This window comes from Streptomyces mirabilis, assembly GCF_039503195.1.
GTDB lineage: Bacteria > Actinomycetota > Actinomycetes > Streptomycetales > Streptomycetaceae > Streptomyces > Streptomyces mirabilis_D.
This window is the reverse complement of sequence record NZ_JBCJKP010000001.1, coordinates 4,142,491-4,157,506: the sequence shown is the minus strand read 5'-3', so window position 1 is coordinate 4,157,506 and position 15,016 is coordinate 4,142,491. Positions and strand designations below refer to the sequence as shown.

Here is a 15,016-nt window from a genome sequence, read left to right as displayed (position 1 = left end):
TCGGTTCATGAACGGGGCCCCCAACCCCCCATGGTCGCAACCGGCCATACCCCCAACTGTCAGATATCGACAGTCCCTTGAAGCCCAGGGTTCTACGGCGTTCATCATGATCGCAAGATGCGAAACGCGGTGTTAACCGGTCATACGCGCTAATTGGGACGCGTGTACGAAGATGGGGTCACCGCCCCATACGCCGGGCGCATATGCCTGGCCCGTATGCGGCTCTATGTGGCCGTTTACGCCGTTTGCGCCCATGGGGAGCCCGCCCCGCTCACAAGCCGAAGGGCCCCTCACGCTGGTGAGGAGCCCTTCGGTGTCGGTGCGCCGCCAGGGACTCGAACCCCGGACCCGCTGATTAAGAGTCAGCTGCTCTAACCAACTGAGCTAGCGGCGCCTGCTGACCCGAGAACTGTACCCGACCGGGGAGGGTGCTCCGGACCACGTGGGTGTCGTGAAGTGAGCAGTGAGGTGTCCCGAACCGGTCGGAAGTGGTCCCTGTACATCATTCGGACCGTCAACATGCGACAAGAGGCGACAGTTGCGAAACTGGCGACTGTGCAGAAGTGCGGAGACATGGACCTGTGGTGTGAGGGGAATCTCATGGACGCTCCGGTATTCGAGGAATTCGATCCCGCGAGCGACTGCGATTGCCCCGGATGCGTGCACCGGCGGCGCGTCATTCCCCCTTCCTCACTCCCCGGGCCCGTGGGACACCCGGCGGCGCGGGGCGCGCTGCTGCTGGCCGCGGCGGGCACCGTCCTCGCCGCGGGCCAGCCGGTGCCGGCCGTGGCCGCCGCGCACGGACCCGCCCGGCCGGGTGACCCCCGAGGTGACGAGCCCGACACCCCGCAGGGCGCCAAGATCCCGCTGCACGGCTCCGGCGGGGGCCCGGCGGGGCCCGCCAAGCCCGGGGCGGGGGCGAGCTCCCCGCGACCACGCGGGCGGCGATCATCAACCGGGCCAAGAAGTGGGTCGCCGCGCGGGTGCCGTACAGCAATACCGAGTACTGGCCGGACGGATACCGGCAGGACTGCTCGGGCCTCGTCTCGATGGCCTGGAACCTGCCGGGAAACGAATGGACGGGCAGCCTCGGCACGTTCGGCGTACGCGTTTCACGCGACCAGTTGCAGCCCGGCGACATGCTCCTCTTCCATAATGCGGCGGATCCGCAGAACGGCTCGCACGTCGTCCTTTTCGGCGGCTGGTCGGACTACACCCACACCTATTACCTCGCCTATGAACAGACCCGCCCGCACACCCGCGGGCAGTCCACTCCGTACGCCTACTGGAGCAACTCGGACCGCTATGTTCCCTACCGCTACAAGGGGCTGGCCGAGGAGACGAGCGGCGCGGGCGTCTCGGTGACGGGGGCGGCGAGCAGCCGCTACCCGGGCCGCTACCCGGGCCGGTCCTTCTTCGGCCCCGGCGCGGACAACCCCCATGTCACCCGGCTCGGCGAGCAACTCGTGAAGAAGGGGTTCGGCACGTACTACACGTCGGGTCCGGGGCCGCGCTGGGGCGAGGCGGACCGGCGGGGCGTCGAGGCGTTCCAGCGGGCGCAGGGCTGGCGCGGCGGCGCGGCGGACGGCTGCCCGGGGCCCGAGACCTGGCGCCGGCTCTTCTCGTGAAAGGCCGGGTGGCAGGGCTCGTACCGGGCAACGCGTCAGGGAGCACACCAAGGCTCGCACCAGGCATCGCACCAAGGCTCGCACCAGGCATCGCACCACGGCTCGTCACCCGGCCGGGATCACCCTTCCACGCGCGGAGGCATGGAGGCAGCTATGAGTACGACGACTTCACCCACCCCGGAGTCCGGGGGGACGCCGGAGGGCGGCGGCGCCTCCCGGTCCGCCCGGCTCATCCACAACGAGGCGACCACCGAGATCCCCGTCCATCTGCTCTTCCGTGACGACCCCGAGCCGGTGTCCGTGCCGCTCTCGCCCGCCGTGGTGGGGCGGCGGCGCGGGACGGGCGAACAGCCCCGGATCCGGCGCCCCGGGCTGGGCCGCGCCCCGCGCCCGGTGCCGGAGATCGACCCCGAACTGGTGGAGCGCCCCGCACGGGTGCTGCCCGGAGTGGCGGGTGTGCTGGCCGGGGCCTGCGGGGTGGCCGGATGTGTACTCACCACGTGGTGGTCGGGTGTGCTGCCGCACAGCGCGGCGAGAGTGATCGGGCTGCCCTGGTACGCGGGGGCCGGGGTCGGCCCCGCGCAGTGGGCCGCGTACGCCGGGGCCGGCGCGCTCGGGCTGTTCGGGTTCGGCGGGCTCTCCCGCGGCCGGACCGGGCGTGCCTGGGTGCTGGGCCTCTTCGGCCGCTACCGGGGCACGGTCCGGCGCACCGGGCTGTTGTGGATCAACCCGATGGTGCTGCGGCGCCGGGTCGACGTACGGCTGCGGCACTGGCGCAGTGAGCCGATGTCGGTGGTCGACGCGAACGGGGTCGCGCTGCGGGTGGTGGTGCTCGTGGTGTGGCGGGTCAAGGACACCGCGCGGGCCGTGCTCGGCGTCGAGGACCACGAGACGTATCTGCGCGAGTGTGTGGAGGCGGCGATGTCGCGGATGCTCTCGCAGCTGCCGGCCGAGGCGCCGCCCGCCGTCATCAAGGACGTGGCGACCCTGCGCAACACGGACGCGGTCGGCGAGGCGCTCACCGGGATGATCGCCGCGGACGCCGCGCCGGTCGGCCTGGAGGTGTTCTCGGCGCAGCCGACCCGGATCGAGTACGCCCCCGAGGTAGCGGCCGTGATGCAGCGCCGCCGGATCGCGACCCTGGACGCCCAGCACCGCGACACCGTGCTCACCTCCGTCGTCGACTCCGTCGAGGACACGGTGACCCGGCTGACCATGCGCGGGCTGGTCGAACTCGACGACTACGAGCGCAAGGCGCTGGTGAAGGATCTGACGGTGGCGTTCTACACGGGGCGCAGGGATTCCTCGCCGTGACGGGGACGGCCAGCGGAGCCGTGGCGGGGACCGACAGTGGGGCCCCGCCGGGGACGGAGAGCTTGGTTATTGGTCTGGACATGTTCAAGTCGCGGCAATAATCTGGGACTTGGTCTAGACCTGAAAATCGCGCGCACGGCTCACGAGAACCTCCCCCACGTCCTCCAGGAGCGGCAGCATGCGCATACGGACGACCAGGATCCCTGCGGCAAGGGTCCGTACCAGCAGGAAAGTCAAGCTGTACGCCGCTGTCGTGGGCCTCGCCACGGCGGGCACGTTCGTGCTCTCCACCGGCGGAGCCGACGCCCACGGCTACACCGACCAGCCCCTCAGCCGGCAGAAGTTGTGCGCCGCCAACGGCGGCAGTGTCGCGGGCTGCGGTGACATCCAGTGGGAGCCGCAGAGCGTCGAGGGCCCGAAGGGCTTCCCGGCGGCGGGTCCCGCGGACGGACAGATCTGCTCCGCGAACCACACCAACTTCAGCCAGCTCGACCAGCCCAAGACCCCCTCGGGCGCGGCCTGGCCGACGACCAAGGTCACCGGCGGGCAGAGCTACACCTTCCGCTGGCAGTTCACGGCCGTGCACGCCACGACCGACTTCAAGTACTTCGTCACCAAGTCCGGCTGGAACCAGAACCACGCACTGACCAGGGCGGACCTGAACACCACCCCGTTCCTGACCGTCCCGTACAACGGGCAGCGCCCGCCGTCCACGTTCAGTCACACCGGTACGCTGCCCTCCGGGCTGAGCGGTCACCACGTCATCCTCGGCGTGTGGACGATCGCCGACACCGCGAACGCGTTCTACTCGTGCGCGGACGTCACGTTCTGAACGTGCGGAACGTTCTGAGCGCGTGTGGACCGCACATGTTCTGAGCCTCTCTTGAGGAGCTCGCGCACCCCCCACGGGTAGGTTCCACGCACGTCGACATGACCATGACGGCGTGCGTGGAGCTGTACCGGACAACGGGGGAATGTCATGGACGTCTTCTTCTATGCCGTGCCGGCGGTGATCATGACCGGGGCGATCTTCATGGCGGTCGTGGTGGTCCGCCGGTCGCTGGACATGAGCCGGGCGTGGAACAGCGGTCTGATCGCCGAGGCCCGCTGTCTGCGGTCGTACACGACGACCAGTGGCGGCGGCGGTGACACGTCCGTGTCCACGACCCTGCACCACGTGTACGAGTTCATGACGCGCGACGGCCGCATGGTCCGCTTCGAGGAGCCGAACGGCCCGGCGACGATCGTCGAGGGCGACATCGTCCCCGTCCACTACACCGCCGAGCGTCCCGAGAAGGCGACGGCCCACGCGCCGCGCCGGGGGCTGCTGGCGGCGGGCACGGTCTTCACCCTGGTCTTCTGCACGGTGATCGTCCTCTTCTGCATCGGCTTCATGGTGGGCATCCACGGGTTCTTCTCGATGTGGGACTCGGCCGGGAGCGGAGGGGACGAGTTCGAAGGCACGGGGCTCCCCTTCTGACGGCCCGTCAATTATCGTGCGCCCCCATGGGGTCCATGAGGCGTACCGTCGCGGAACTCGTACAGGAACGGTGGGGCGACCACCGGCCGGGACTGTGGTTCGAGGGGCGGGTGCTGAGCCACCACCGGGTGGCGGCGGGCGCGGCGGCGCGGGCGGCGCTCCTCGCCGACCTGCTGCCGCCCGGCGCCGCACCGCACGTCGGGGCGCTACTCGACAACACCCCCGAGTATCCGCTGTGGTTGAGCGCGGCGGCCCTCTCCGGTGCCGCCGTGGCCGGGATCAACCCGACCCGGCGCGGCCCCGAACTGGCCCGCGACATCCTGCACACCGAGTGCCGTGTCCTGGTCACCGAGCGGATCCACCTGCCCCTCCTCGACGGCCTCGAACTGCCCGGCGTACGCGTTCTGGTCACCGACACCGAGGCGTACGAGGAACTCCTCGCGCCGTACGAGGGCGCGACGCCGGACACGGCGCCCTCCGTGTCGGCGGACGCCCGCCTCCTCCTCTACTTCACCTCCGGCTCGACCGGCGCCCCCAAGGCCGCGATCTGCACCCAGGGCCGGCTGGCCGCGGCCGGGCGCTCGCTCGTCGACCAGTTCGGGGTGCGCCCGGACGACACGCACTACATCTGCATGCCGATGTTCCACGGCAACGCGGTGATCGCCGACTGGGCGCCCGCCCTGGCGGCGGGCGCGGGGATCGCGCTGCGGCGGCGGTTCTCGGCGTCGGGGTTCCTCGCGGACGTGCGGGCCTGCGGGGCGACGTACTTCACCTATGTGGGCCGCGCGGTGCAGTACCTGCTGGCCACGCCCGCCCGCGGCGACGACCGCGACAACCCGCTGCGGATGGGCTTCGGGACGGAGGCCGGGGCCGTGGACGCGGCGGCCTTCGAGGAACGCTTCGGGGTGCGGCTGGTGGAGGGGTACGGCTCGTCCGAGGGCGGCGCCGCCATCCAGCGGACGCCCGGCGCCCCGGCGGGCGCGATCGGACGGGCGGCCCCCCGCGACGACCTCGCGGTGGTCGACCCGGGGACCCGGGCCGAGTGCCCGCCCGCCGTCTTCGCCGAGGACGGGAGGCTTGTCAACGGGGACGAGGCGATAGGGGAGTTGGTGAACCGCGGACCCAACCCCTTCGAGGGGTACTGGCGCAACCCCGCCGCCGACGCCGACCGCCGGCGCGACGGCTGGTACTGGACCGGCGACCTCTTCTACCGCGACACCGACGGCTTCCTCTACTTCGCCGGGCGGGCGGACGACCGGCTGCGCGTCGACAGCGAGAACCTCGCCGCCGCGATGATCGAGAACATCCTCGCCCGTCACGAGAACGCCGCCGCCGTGGCGGTGTACGCGGTCCCCGACCCGGTGGCCGGGGACCAGGTGATGGCGGCGATCGCGCCGCGCGAGGGGGCCGGCTTCGACCCGTCGGCCTTCGCGGAGTTCCTCCTCGCCCAGCCCGACCTCGGGACCAAGATGGCACCCCGTTTCGTCCGGATCGTGACGCGGATGCCGGTCACCGCCACCAACAAGATCCACCGGGTGGGGCTGCGCCGCGAGGGCTTCCGCTGCGCCGACCCGGTGTGGTGGCGGCCACCGGGGGAGTCCGTGTACCGCAGACTGCGCGCGCCGGACATCGAGGGGCTGCTGGCCGAGTACCGGGCGCGCGGACGCGAGAAGTTGCTGCCGACCGGGTAGGTTGCGGGCGCGCTTCCCGCGCGGGCGCTCGTCGGCCGGAACTTTCGGCGGCCCGGCGGACGTCCCGTCTCAGGGAGTCCCGGGACAGAGGAATCCCCTCCGCCCCACAGGGGGAGGATGCCTCCGGACACCTGTGCCGTCCGCGCCGAGGAAAGAGGGAACATGCGTCACCTGATCCGGGTCGTGAACATCGCCGATGCCGCACCGCCACGCGGCGGACGGGGGCGGCGGGCGGCGGTCCGGGGACGGCTCGTGGCGCGGCACCGGTGACGGCCGAGGGGCGCTACCGCGTCCTGGTCGCCGGCTACTCCGTCTCCTCGTACGGCACCTTCCTCAACATGGTGGCGCTCAACCTGTTCGTCTACGCCACCACCCACAGCGCGCTCGCCGTCGGACTGTTCATGGCGGTGCGGCTGGGCGCGGGGTTCCTGGCGGGGACGGTCGCGGGGCGCGTGCAGGCCCGGTTCGGGGTCAAGCCGGTCATGCTGTGGGCCAACATCGCCCAAGCCGTTGTCATGTTCCTGCTGGTAGTGACGCCGGACGGGGGACTGCGCACCGGCGTGCTGTTCACGGTGTCCGCGGCCGTCGGGGCGTGCAGCACGGTGTTCATGGTCGCGCTGCGCAGCTCCATCCCCGACCTGGTCGGCGCGGACCGGCGCGCCTGGGCCAACTCGCTGATGGTGGGCGGGCGTTCGCTGGCGATGGTCGCCGGGTTCGCCTCCTCCGGTGTGGTGGTGCCCTGGCTCGGCTTCACCGCCGCGTTCCTGGTGGACGCGGCGAGCTTCCTGGTGTGCGCGGCGGCGGTCGCGTGGCTGCCGGGCGTCGAACGCGCCCCCGAGCCGTCGCGGGCGCCCGACGAGCCCCGCGAGAAGCGCGGCGTGTGGGCCGCGACGACGGCGCTGGCCACTGTGCCCGCCCTCGGCCTCATGATGTGTCTGCGCACCGTCGACGCCCTCGGCTCCTCCTCGCACAACGCGGCCCTGCCCGTCTACTCCAGCACGCTCCACCCGGACGACCCGGCCGCGTTCGTCAGCCGCTTCTGGCTGTTCTGGGCCCTGGGCAACGTCCTGGCGCAACAGGTCATCCAACGCTGGGCCAAACGCTCCGGACGGGCCGTCGGCGCGCTCGGCTTCGGTCTCGGCACCATCGTCATGTCCTCCGCGTTCATCCTCGGCTTCGCCGGGTTCCCGATGGTGGCGACCGTGCTGATCGCCCTCGTCGCGGGCGCCGCGGACGGGCTCACCGAGGTGTCGTACACCTCGCATCTGCAGACCCTGCCGGAGACCCTGCGCGGCCACGCGTTCGGGCTCACGGCGACGGTCGAGAACCTCGGCTTCGGGATCGGCATGATCGGGGTGTCGGCGGCCCTCGAATCGTTCTCCGCGTTCACCGTCGTGGCCTGGTCGCACGGCCTCGCCATCGTCGTCGCGGGGATCTACCTGCTCCGTTTGTACGCGGTCCACGGCGCCGGCAAGGAGGGGACGAGCGGTGCGTACGGCAGTCGTCGGGATGGCGCTGAGGTTTCCGGGAGCTGACACCCCCGACGGGTACTGGCGGGACATCCGGGCGGGCGTGACGCACGTACGGCGGTTCACCGACGCCGAGCTGGCGGCGGCCGGGTTCGCCCCCGAGGAGTACGGCGCGCCCGACTTCGTGGCCGCGAGCGCCCCGCTGCCCGGCATCGACGGCTTCGACGCGGCCTTCTTCGGGATGAGCGCCCGCGAGGCCACGGTCACCGATCCGCAGCAACGCCTCTTCCTGGAGTGCGCCCACCACGCCCTGGAGGACGCGGGGTACGCACAGCCGCGCGCCGGAGTACGGATCGGGGTGTGCGGGAGCACCGGCTACCGGCTCTACTCCCTGCACAGTTACCTCGCCAACAACCTGCGGGAGGAGGCGGGTTCGGGGGACTGGCAGCGGCAGAAGCAGGCGCAGGTCGGCACCTACCCCGATTTCGCGGCCCCTCGGGCGGCCCACCGGCTCGCACTGACGGGCCCGGCCCTGAACGTGGCCACGGCCTGCTCGTCGTCCCTGGTGTCCGTCCATCTCGCCTGCCAGGCCCTGCACTTCGGCGACGCGGACCTCATGGTCGTCGCCTCGGCCGCCCTGCACGTGCCCCAGGTCACCGGGCACCGGCACGTACGCGGCTCGACGATCTCGCGCTCCGGGACCGTGCGCGCCTTCGACGCCGACGCGGACGGCACCGTCGGCGGCAACGGCGTCGCCGCCGTCGTCCTCAAACCGCTGGAGAGGGCGCTCGCCGACGGCGACACCGTGTACGCGGTGATCGCCGGGTCCGCCGTCACCAACGACGGCGCCGAACGAGCCGGGTTCGCCGCGCCGGGGTCCGCAGGCCAGCGCGACGCCGTGCTCGGCGCGCTGCGCGCGGCCGGGGTGCCCGCCGACTCCATCGGCTACCTGGAGGCGCACGGCACCGGCACGTTCAAGGGCGACCCGATCGAGTTCGCCGCCCTCACCGAGGCGTTCCGGCTGCACACCGACCGGACCGGCTTCTGCGCGCTGGGCTCCACGAAGGCGGCGATCGGCCACCTGGACAGCGCGGCCGGGCTGGCCGGGCTGATCAAGGCGGTGCTGGTGCTGCGCCACGGAGAGATACCGCCGCTGGTGAACCACACCCGCCCCAACCCGGCCCTGGACGTGACCGGGAGCCCCTTCGTCCTGCCCACCCACGCACTGCCCTGGCCCGCCGAGGAGGGCCGCCCGCGCCGGGCCGGGGTGCACTCCATCGGGATGGGCGGGACGAACGCCCACGTGATCCTGGAGGAGGCGCCGACCCCGTCCCCCGCCCACCGGACCGTGGGCAGGCCCCCGCGTTGCTGCCGCTGTCCGGCCACACTCCCGAGGCGCTCCTCGCCTCCGCACGGGCCTTCCGCGACCATCTCACCGAACACCCCGGGACCGACCCCGCCGACCTGCTCCTCACCACCGCGCTCGGGCGACGGCACCTGGAACACCGACTGGTGGTCACCGCGGAGGCAGGCGGCAAGGCGGCGGCGCTGGACGCCTTCGTACGGGGCGCGGCGGGGGCGTACGCGCACGGTGTCGCCGGGGCGGCGGCGGGCACGGGACCGGTGTTCCTCTTCACCGGCCAGGGCAGCGGGTACGACGGGATGGGCGCGGCGCTCGCCGGGCGGTTCCCGGTGGTGGCCCGCACGTTGGAGGAGTGCGCGGGGATCCACCGGGACGAGACGGGGGAGGAAGGATTCCTCGACCGGTTGCTGGGCGGCGCCGACGGTGGTCCTGCGGAGGGAGCGCGGTCCTGGGACCCGGAGGGAGCGCGGTCCTGGGACCCGGAAGGAGCGCGCCTCTGGGACCCGGAAGGAGCGCGCCTCTGGGACACCGCCTTCGCGCAGCCCGCGCTCTTCGCCCTGCAGGTCGCGCAGGCGCGGCTGTGGCGGCGGTTCGGTGTCGAACCGGTCGCGGTGGCCGGGCACAGCGCCGGGGAGTACGCGGCCCTGTGCGTGGCCGGGGCGCTCACGCTGGAGGACGGACTGCGGCTGGTCTGCAGGCGGGGGCGGCTGATGCGCGACGGCACCCCGGCCGGGGGCATGCTCGCGGTGTTCGCCGCCGAGGACGTCGTACGGGGGCTGGTCACCGAGGTCGACGGTCTCGAACTCGCCGTCGTCAACGGGCCCGGGCAGTACGTCGTGGGCGGACCGCCCGAGGCGGTGGCCGCCGCCCGCGCCCGGCTCGCGGCATGCGGCACGCCCGCGGAGTCCCTGCCGGTGGACCGCGCGTTCCACACCGCCCTGCTCGACCCCGTCCTGGCGGACTTCCGGGACGCCTGCGGAAAGGTACGACTGCGGCCCACCAGGACCGAGTTCGTGAGCGGTCCGGACGGGGTCCGGCACCCGGTGGGCTGGCTGCCGGACGCCGAGCACCTCGTACGGGGGACCCGACGGCCGGTGGACTTCGCCGCCGTACTGCGCACGCTGGAGCGGACACCCGGGCGGCCGGTCCATCTGGAGATCGGCCCCGACGCGCCCCTCACCGGGCTCGTCCGGCGTGCCCGGCCGGACACCGCCGCCGTGCCCACCCAGCGCCGCGGCGACCGTGGCCTCGGCACCCTCTGGGCGGCCGTGGCCCGGCTGCACTGCGCGGGCCACCGGCTCGACTGGGCGGCCCTGCTCGACGGCAGCGACGGCCGCCGGATCCCGCTGCCGCCGTATCCCTTCCAGCACCGCTCGTACTGGACAGGACCGCCGCCCACCCCCTTGGCCGACGACCGCAAAACGGAGGACGGCATGACCGAACAGGCGGTACTGGCACGGGTGCTGGCACTCAGCGCCCGTCATCTCGGATACGCGCCGGAGGAGATCACCGCGGAGCGTACGTTCGTCGGGCTCGGCGCGGACTCGCTCCAACTCATAGGAATGGTGCGACAGCTGGAGGCCGAGTTCGGGGTGGAGATCGGTATGCGGGAGATCCTGGAGGAGGCGGGGACCCCACGGCTCGCGGCCCGGTTGATAGCCGAGCGGACGGGGCGGAGGGCGGTCCCGGCCTCCGCGGACGTCACCCCGGACGACGAGCCCGTGCACATCACCCCGGACGACGAGCCCGTGCACATCACTCCCGACGACGAGCCCGTGCACGTCACCCCCGACGAGGAACCCGTCTACGCCACCCGTGCCGAGGTCGAGGAACTCGCCCGCCAGATTCGCCAACTCGCCGAGACCCAGACCAGGATGCTCGGTCAGCTCTCCGAGGCCGTGGCCCTGCTCGCCGAGGGCCGCAAGGAGGTCGGAGGATGACCACGGTGCGGACCAGCCCCGCGTCGCGCGCGAGCGCCGAGGCCGTCGCCCGAACCGTCGCCGTCTCCGGACGGCTCGACGAACTCCTGACGGCGGCCCGGCACCGCACCGAGTCTTCCGCCGGGCAACCCACCGCGGCTCCCGCCGGGCAACCCGCCGAGCCGCCCCTCCACCACGGCCCCCACGTCACCCTCCCGCCGGACTCCGGCATGTCAGGCACCGGTGCGAGTGAGGCCCAGCGGGCCCACGCCGACGACCTGGTCCGCCGCTTCACCGAGCGGACCCGCACGTCGAAGGAGCTGGCGCAGCGGCACCGAACGGTGCTGGCGGACAGCCGGGCGGTGGTCGGCTTCCGGCGGGCGACGAAGGAGATGCAGTACCCGATCGCGGCCCGCTCGGCGCACGGCTCCCGGCTGACGGACGTCGACGGCAACGACTACACCGACATCACCATGGGCTTCGGCGCGCTGCTGCTCGGCCACGAGCCCGCCCCGGTGACGGAGGCCGTCCGCCGGCACCTCGCCGACGGACTGCGCCTCGGACCGCGCTCCGAGGACACGGGCGTGGCCGCCGAACTGCTCGCGGAGCTCACCGGCATGGAGCGGGTGGCGTTCGCGAACTCCGGCACCGAGGCCAACTCCGCCGCCCTGCGGCTCGCCCGCGCGGCCACCGGACGCGACCGCGTGGTCATGTTCCGCGGCTCTTATCACGGCCACATCGACTCGGTCCTCGGCCGCCCCGGCCCCGACGGCCGCCACGCCGTCCCCGTCTCGCGCGGCGTCCCCGCGAGCGCGGTGTCCGAACTCCTCGTCCTCGAATACGGCAGCCAGGAGAGCCTGGACGTCATCGACGAACTCGGCGACACGATCGCCGCGGTCCTCGTCGAGCCGGTCCAGTGCCGCAATCCCGCCCTGCGGCCCGTCGCCTTCCTGCGCGCGCTGCGGGAGCTGACCGCCCGGCGCGCCATCGTCCTCCTCTTCGACGAGATGCTCACCGGCCTGCGCCCCCACCCCCGCGGCGCCCAGCACCACTACGGCGTCGTCCCCGACCTCGCCACCTACGGCAAGGCCCTCGGCAGCGGCCACCCCATCGGCGCGATCGCGGGCCGCGCCGACCTCATGGACGGCATCGACGGCGGCTTCTGGCGGTACGGGGACGACAGCCGCCCGACGCGCGACACGACCTTCTTCGGCGGCACGTACATCCAGCACCCCCTGTCGATGGCCGCCGCCCGCGCGGTCCTCACCCACCTCAAGGAGCGGGGCCCGGAGCTCCAGCAGACGCTGAACGCCCGCACCGACGCGCTCGCCGCGGACCTCGACGACTTCTTCCGCGCCGAGGAATTCCCCCTGGAAACGGCCCACTTCGGGTCCATGTTCCGCTTCACCCACCGCGCCGACACGGAGCTGCTCTACCACCACCTCCTCCTGCGCGGGATCTACGTCTGGGAGTGGCGCTCCTTCTACCTCTCCACCGCGCACACCGACACCGACGTCGAACGGATCACGGACGCGGTGAAGGACTCACTGCGGGAGCTGCGCGCGGGCGGCTACTTCCCGACGACGCCCCGCCACCGTCGGCGGCACGGTCACGGCGACGCCGCCGAGCGGCCCGCTCCCGACTTCGGCGTCTATTTCTTCGGCGACCACCCCGACGGCGAGGACAGCGCGCAGGCCTACGAACGGCTGATCGAGACCGCGCGCTTCGCCGACACCCACGACTTCAGCACGCTCTGGCTCCCCGAACGCCACTTCCACTCCTTCGGCGGCCTCTTCCCCAACCCGTCCGTCCTGGCCGCCGCGCTCGCCCGGGAGACCCACCGCATCCGTCTGCACGCGGGCTCGGTGGTCCTCCCGCTGCACGACCCCGTGCGGATCGCCGAGGAGTGGGCGGTGGCCGACAACCTCTCCGGCGGCCGGGTCGGCATCGGCTGCGCGAGCGGCTGGCACGCGAGCGACTTCGCCCTGCACCCCGACCGCTTCACCGACCGCACCGAGATCGCCTTCCGGCACCTGGAGGACGTACGGCGGCTGTGGCGGGGCGAGAGCGTCGCGCGCCGTACCGGTGAAGGGCACCCCGTCGACGTACGCCTGCATCCGCGGCCCGTGCAGGAGCTGCCGCCGATGTGTCTGGCGACGTCCGGGCGGCGTGCCTCGTACGAGGAGGCGGCCCGCCGCGACCTCGGGATCGTCACCAACCTCATGAACCAGACGGTCGAGCAGCTCGCGGCGAACATCCGCCACTACCGCCGGCTGCGCGCCGAGAGCGGCCTCGACCCCGACGCGGGCCGCGTCACCGTCCTGCTCCACACCCACCTCGCCGAGGACCACGCCGCCGCCCGGGTCGCCGCGCGCGAGCCGATGAGCCGCTATCTGCGCTCCTCCCTCCAGATGCGTTCCGCCGCGAGCGCCCTCGGGGCCCGCCCCGAGGACGTGGCCGACGCGAGCGAGGCCGACCTCGCCTACCTCTTCGACCGCGCCTACGACCGCTACTGCGACCAACGGGCCCTCATCGGCTCGCCGGACACCTGCGCGGCCACCGTCGACGCGCTGCGGGCCGCGGGCGTCGACGAGATCGCCGCCCTGGTCGACTTCGGGCTGCCGCCGGAGGAGATGAAGGCGGGCCTGGAGCAGCTGGACGTCCTGCGCCGTCGCTACCACGAGCCCCCGACGCAGCCGAAGAGGCCCGAACAACGGCGGGCTCCCGCGACTCCGGCCCAGCGCCGCCTGTGGCTCGCCGCCACGCTGATCGCCAACCCGGCCGCGTACAACGAGATCCAGGGCGTACGGCTGCGGGGCCCGCTGGACGTCGAGGCGCTGCGGACCGCCGTGGCCGGCCTCGTCCGCCGCCACGACGGGCTGCGGACCGCGTTCGTGGCCGGGGGAGACGGGGTCTTCCAGGTCGTACGGGAGGACAGGGACCGGGCATGTCCGGCCCTGATCGTCGACGACGTCCGGGGCCGGGACGCCGACGAGGTGATCCGGGCCGCCCTGCGGGAGGAGAGCACCCGCGCCTACGACCTCGCGGCGGGGCCGCTGTTCACGCCCCGGCTGCTGCGGCTCGCCGACGACGACCACGCGCTGATCCTCGGCATGCACCACCTCGTCACCGACGGCCACTCCGCGGGGCTGGTCGCCGCCGACCTCGGGGAGTTCTACCGGGCGGCGGCGGAGGGTCGCGCGCCCCGCTTCGAGCGGGCCGCCGGGAGCACGCTCGACACGATCGCGGTGACCGGGGTAGCGGACGACCTGGACTGGTGGCGCGCCCACCTCGGGGACGGGCCGGGCGCGCCCGCGCTGCCCACGGACCGGCCGCGCACCCGCACCGTCGCCGGACGCGGCGGTGCCGTGGGGCTGCGGCTCGGCCCGGAGCGGGCGGGGCGGCTGCGGGACTGGAGCGGGCGGCAAGGGGTCACCCTGTTCGCGACGCTGCTCACCGCCTGGCGGATCGTGCTGCGCCAGTACGCCGGACAGGACGACTTCGTCATCGGGTCCACCTTCGGCCGCCGCACTCCCGAGACGCGGGACACCGTCGGCTTCCACGTGTCCCTGCTGCCGCTGCGCGGGACCCTGACCGACCGCACGACACTCACCGACGCCGTACGCGCCACCCGGGACACGCTCTTCGCCGCCGACGCCCGCCAACACGTCGACCTGGACGCCCTGTCGGCGGCCCGCCACCCCGACCCGGGCAACCCGCGCCCCCTCGTCACCGTCTCCGCCGACCTCGACACCGCGCCCCTGACCTCCCTCGCCCTGCCCGGCCTGCGCGCCACGCCCCTCGACGGCGGCACCGAGTCCGCGCCCCTCGAACTCGCCCTCATGGCGACCCGGCTCCCCGACGGGGACCTCGACCTGCGCCTCCGCCACGACGCCGACCTGTTCGACGAGGCGACGGCACGGGGGTACCTGGACCGTCTGGAGAACGTGCTGGCCGCCATGACGGCGGGCGCCGCGGAGACGGTCGGCGACCTGACACCGGGTTCCGTCACCCCGGGCACCCCCGACGGCGCCCACCGCCTCCGCACCCTCTGGCAGCACACGCTCGGCCCGATCGGTGATCTCACTCCGGACGCCAACTTCTTCGAACTCGGGGGAACTCGATCGGCGCGATCAGACTGGTGAACCGGGT

At 73.0% G+C, this 15,016-nt stretch carries 9 protein-coding genes, 1 tRNA gene and 1 pseudogene; 9 read left to right on the top strand and 2 right to left on the bottom strand.

Annotated elements, in window-relative coordinates:
* Positions 1-320: 320 nt before the first annotated feature.
* Positions 321-394 (bottom strand) — tRNA-Lys (locus tag AAFF41_RS19325).
* A 296-nt stretch (positions 395-690) separates the two neighbouring features.
* Positions 691-873, bottom strand: a complete 183-nt coding sequence (locus tag AAFF41_RS19320; protein WP_343324311.1) for a hypothetical protein — start codon at positions 871-873, stop codon at positions 691-693.
* 110 nt (positions 874-983) lie between these two features.
* Here AAFF41_RS19320 and AAFF41_RS19315 point away from each other — a divergent pair, with 110 nt between their 5' ends.
* The 9 genes and pseudogenes from AAFF41_RS19315 (at position 984) to AAFF41_RS19275 (ending at position 15,009) form a co-directional block, all read left to right on the top strand.
* Positions 984-1,628: a peptidoglycan-binding protein gene (locus tag AAFF41_RS19315; protein ID WP_343324310.1), complete on the top strand. Its 645-nt coding sequence runs from the start codon at positions 984-986 to the stop codon at positions 1,626-1,628.
* Positions 1,629-1,781: 153 nt separating this feature from the next.
* The gene (locus AAFF41_RS19310) at positions 1,782-2,942 is read left to right on the top strand and encodes an SPFH domain-containing protein (RefSeq protein ID WP_319747791.1); all 1,161 of its coding nucleotides are present in this window, start codon (positions 1,782-1,784) and stop codon (positions 2,940-2,942) included.
* 178 nt (positions 2,943-3,120) lie between these two features.
* Positions 3,121-3,774, top strand: a complete 654-nt coding sequence (locus AAFF41_RS19305) for a lytic polysaccharide monooxygenase auxiliary activity family 9 protein (RefSeq protein WP_054235554.1) — start codon at positions 3,121-3,123, stop codon at positions 3,772-3,774.
* 147 nt (positions 3,775-3,921) lie between these two features.
* Entirely contained in the window at positions 3,922-4,422 is a 501-nt protein-coding gene (locus AAFF41_RS19300) for a DUF3592 domain-containing protein (protein WP_343324309.1), read from the top strand.
* Between the two features lie 26 nt (positions 4,423-4,448).
* Positions 4,449-6,113 (top strand): AMP-binding protein, encoded by a 1,665-nt coding sequence (locus tag AAFF41_RS19295; protein ID WP_319747795.1) that lies wholly within the window; start codon positions 4,449-4,451, stop codon positions 6,111-6,113.
* A gap of 338 nt (positions 6,114-6,451) precedes the next feature.
* On the top strand, positions 6,452-7,648 hold the full coding sequence (locus AAFF41_RS19290) for an MFS transporter (RefSeq protein WP_388412129.1): 1,197 nt from the start codon (positions 6,452-6,454) through the stop codon (positions 7,646-7,648).
* Positions 7,623-8,870: pseudogene (locus tag AAFF41_RS19285) on the top strand (beta-ketoacyl [acyl carrier protein] synthase domain-containing protein); the annotation flags it as partial. The gene AAFF41_RS19290 and the pseudogene AAFF41_RS19285, both read left to right, overlap by 26 nt.
* Positions 8,871-8,947: 77 nt before the next feature.
* Positions 8,948-10,885 (top strand): acyltransferase domain-containing protein, encoded by a 1,938-nt coding sequence (locus tag AAFF41_RS19280; protein WP_425526137.1) that lies wholly within the window; start codon positions 8,948-8,950, stop codon positions 10,883-10,885.
* Positions 10,882-15,009, top strand: coding sequence for a MupA/Atu3671 family FMN-dependent luciferase-like monooxygenase (locus AAFF41_RS19275; RefSeq protein ID WP_343324306.1), 4,128 nt, complete (start codon positions 10,882-10,884; stop codon positions 15,007-15,009). Before AAFF41_RS19280 ends, AAFF41_RS19275 begins: the two co-directional genes overlap by 4 nt.
* Positions 15,010-15,016 lie beyond the last annotated feature (7 nt).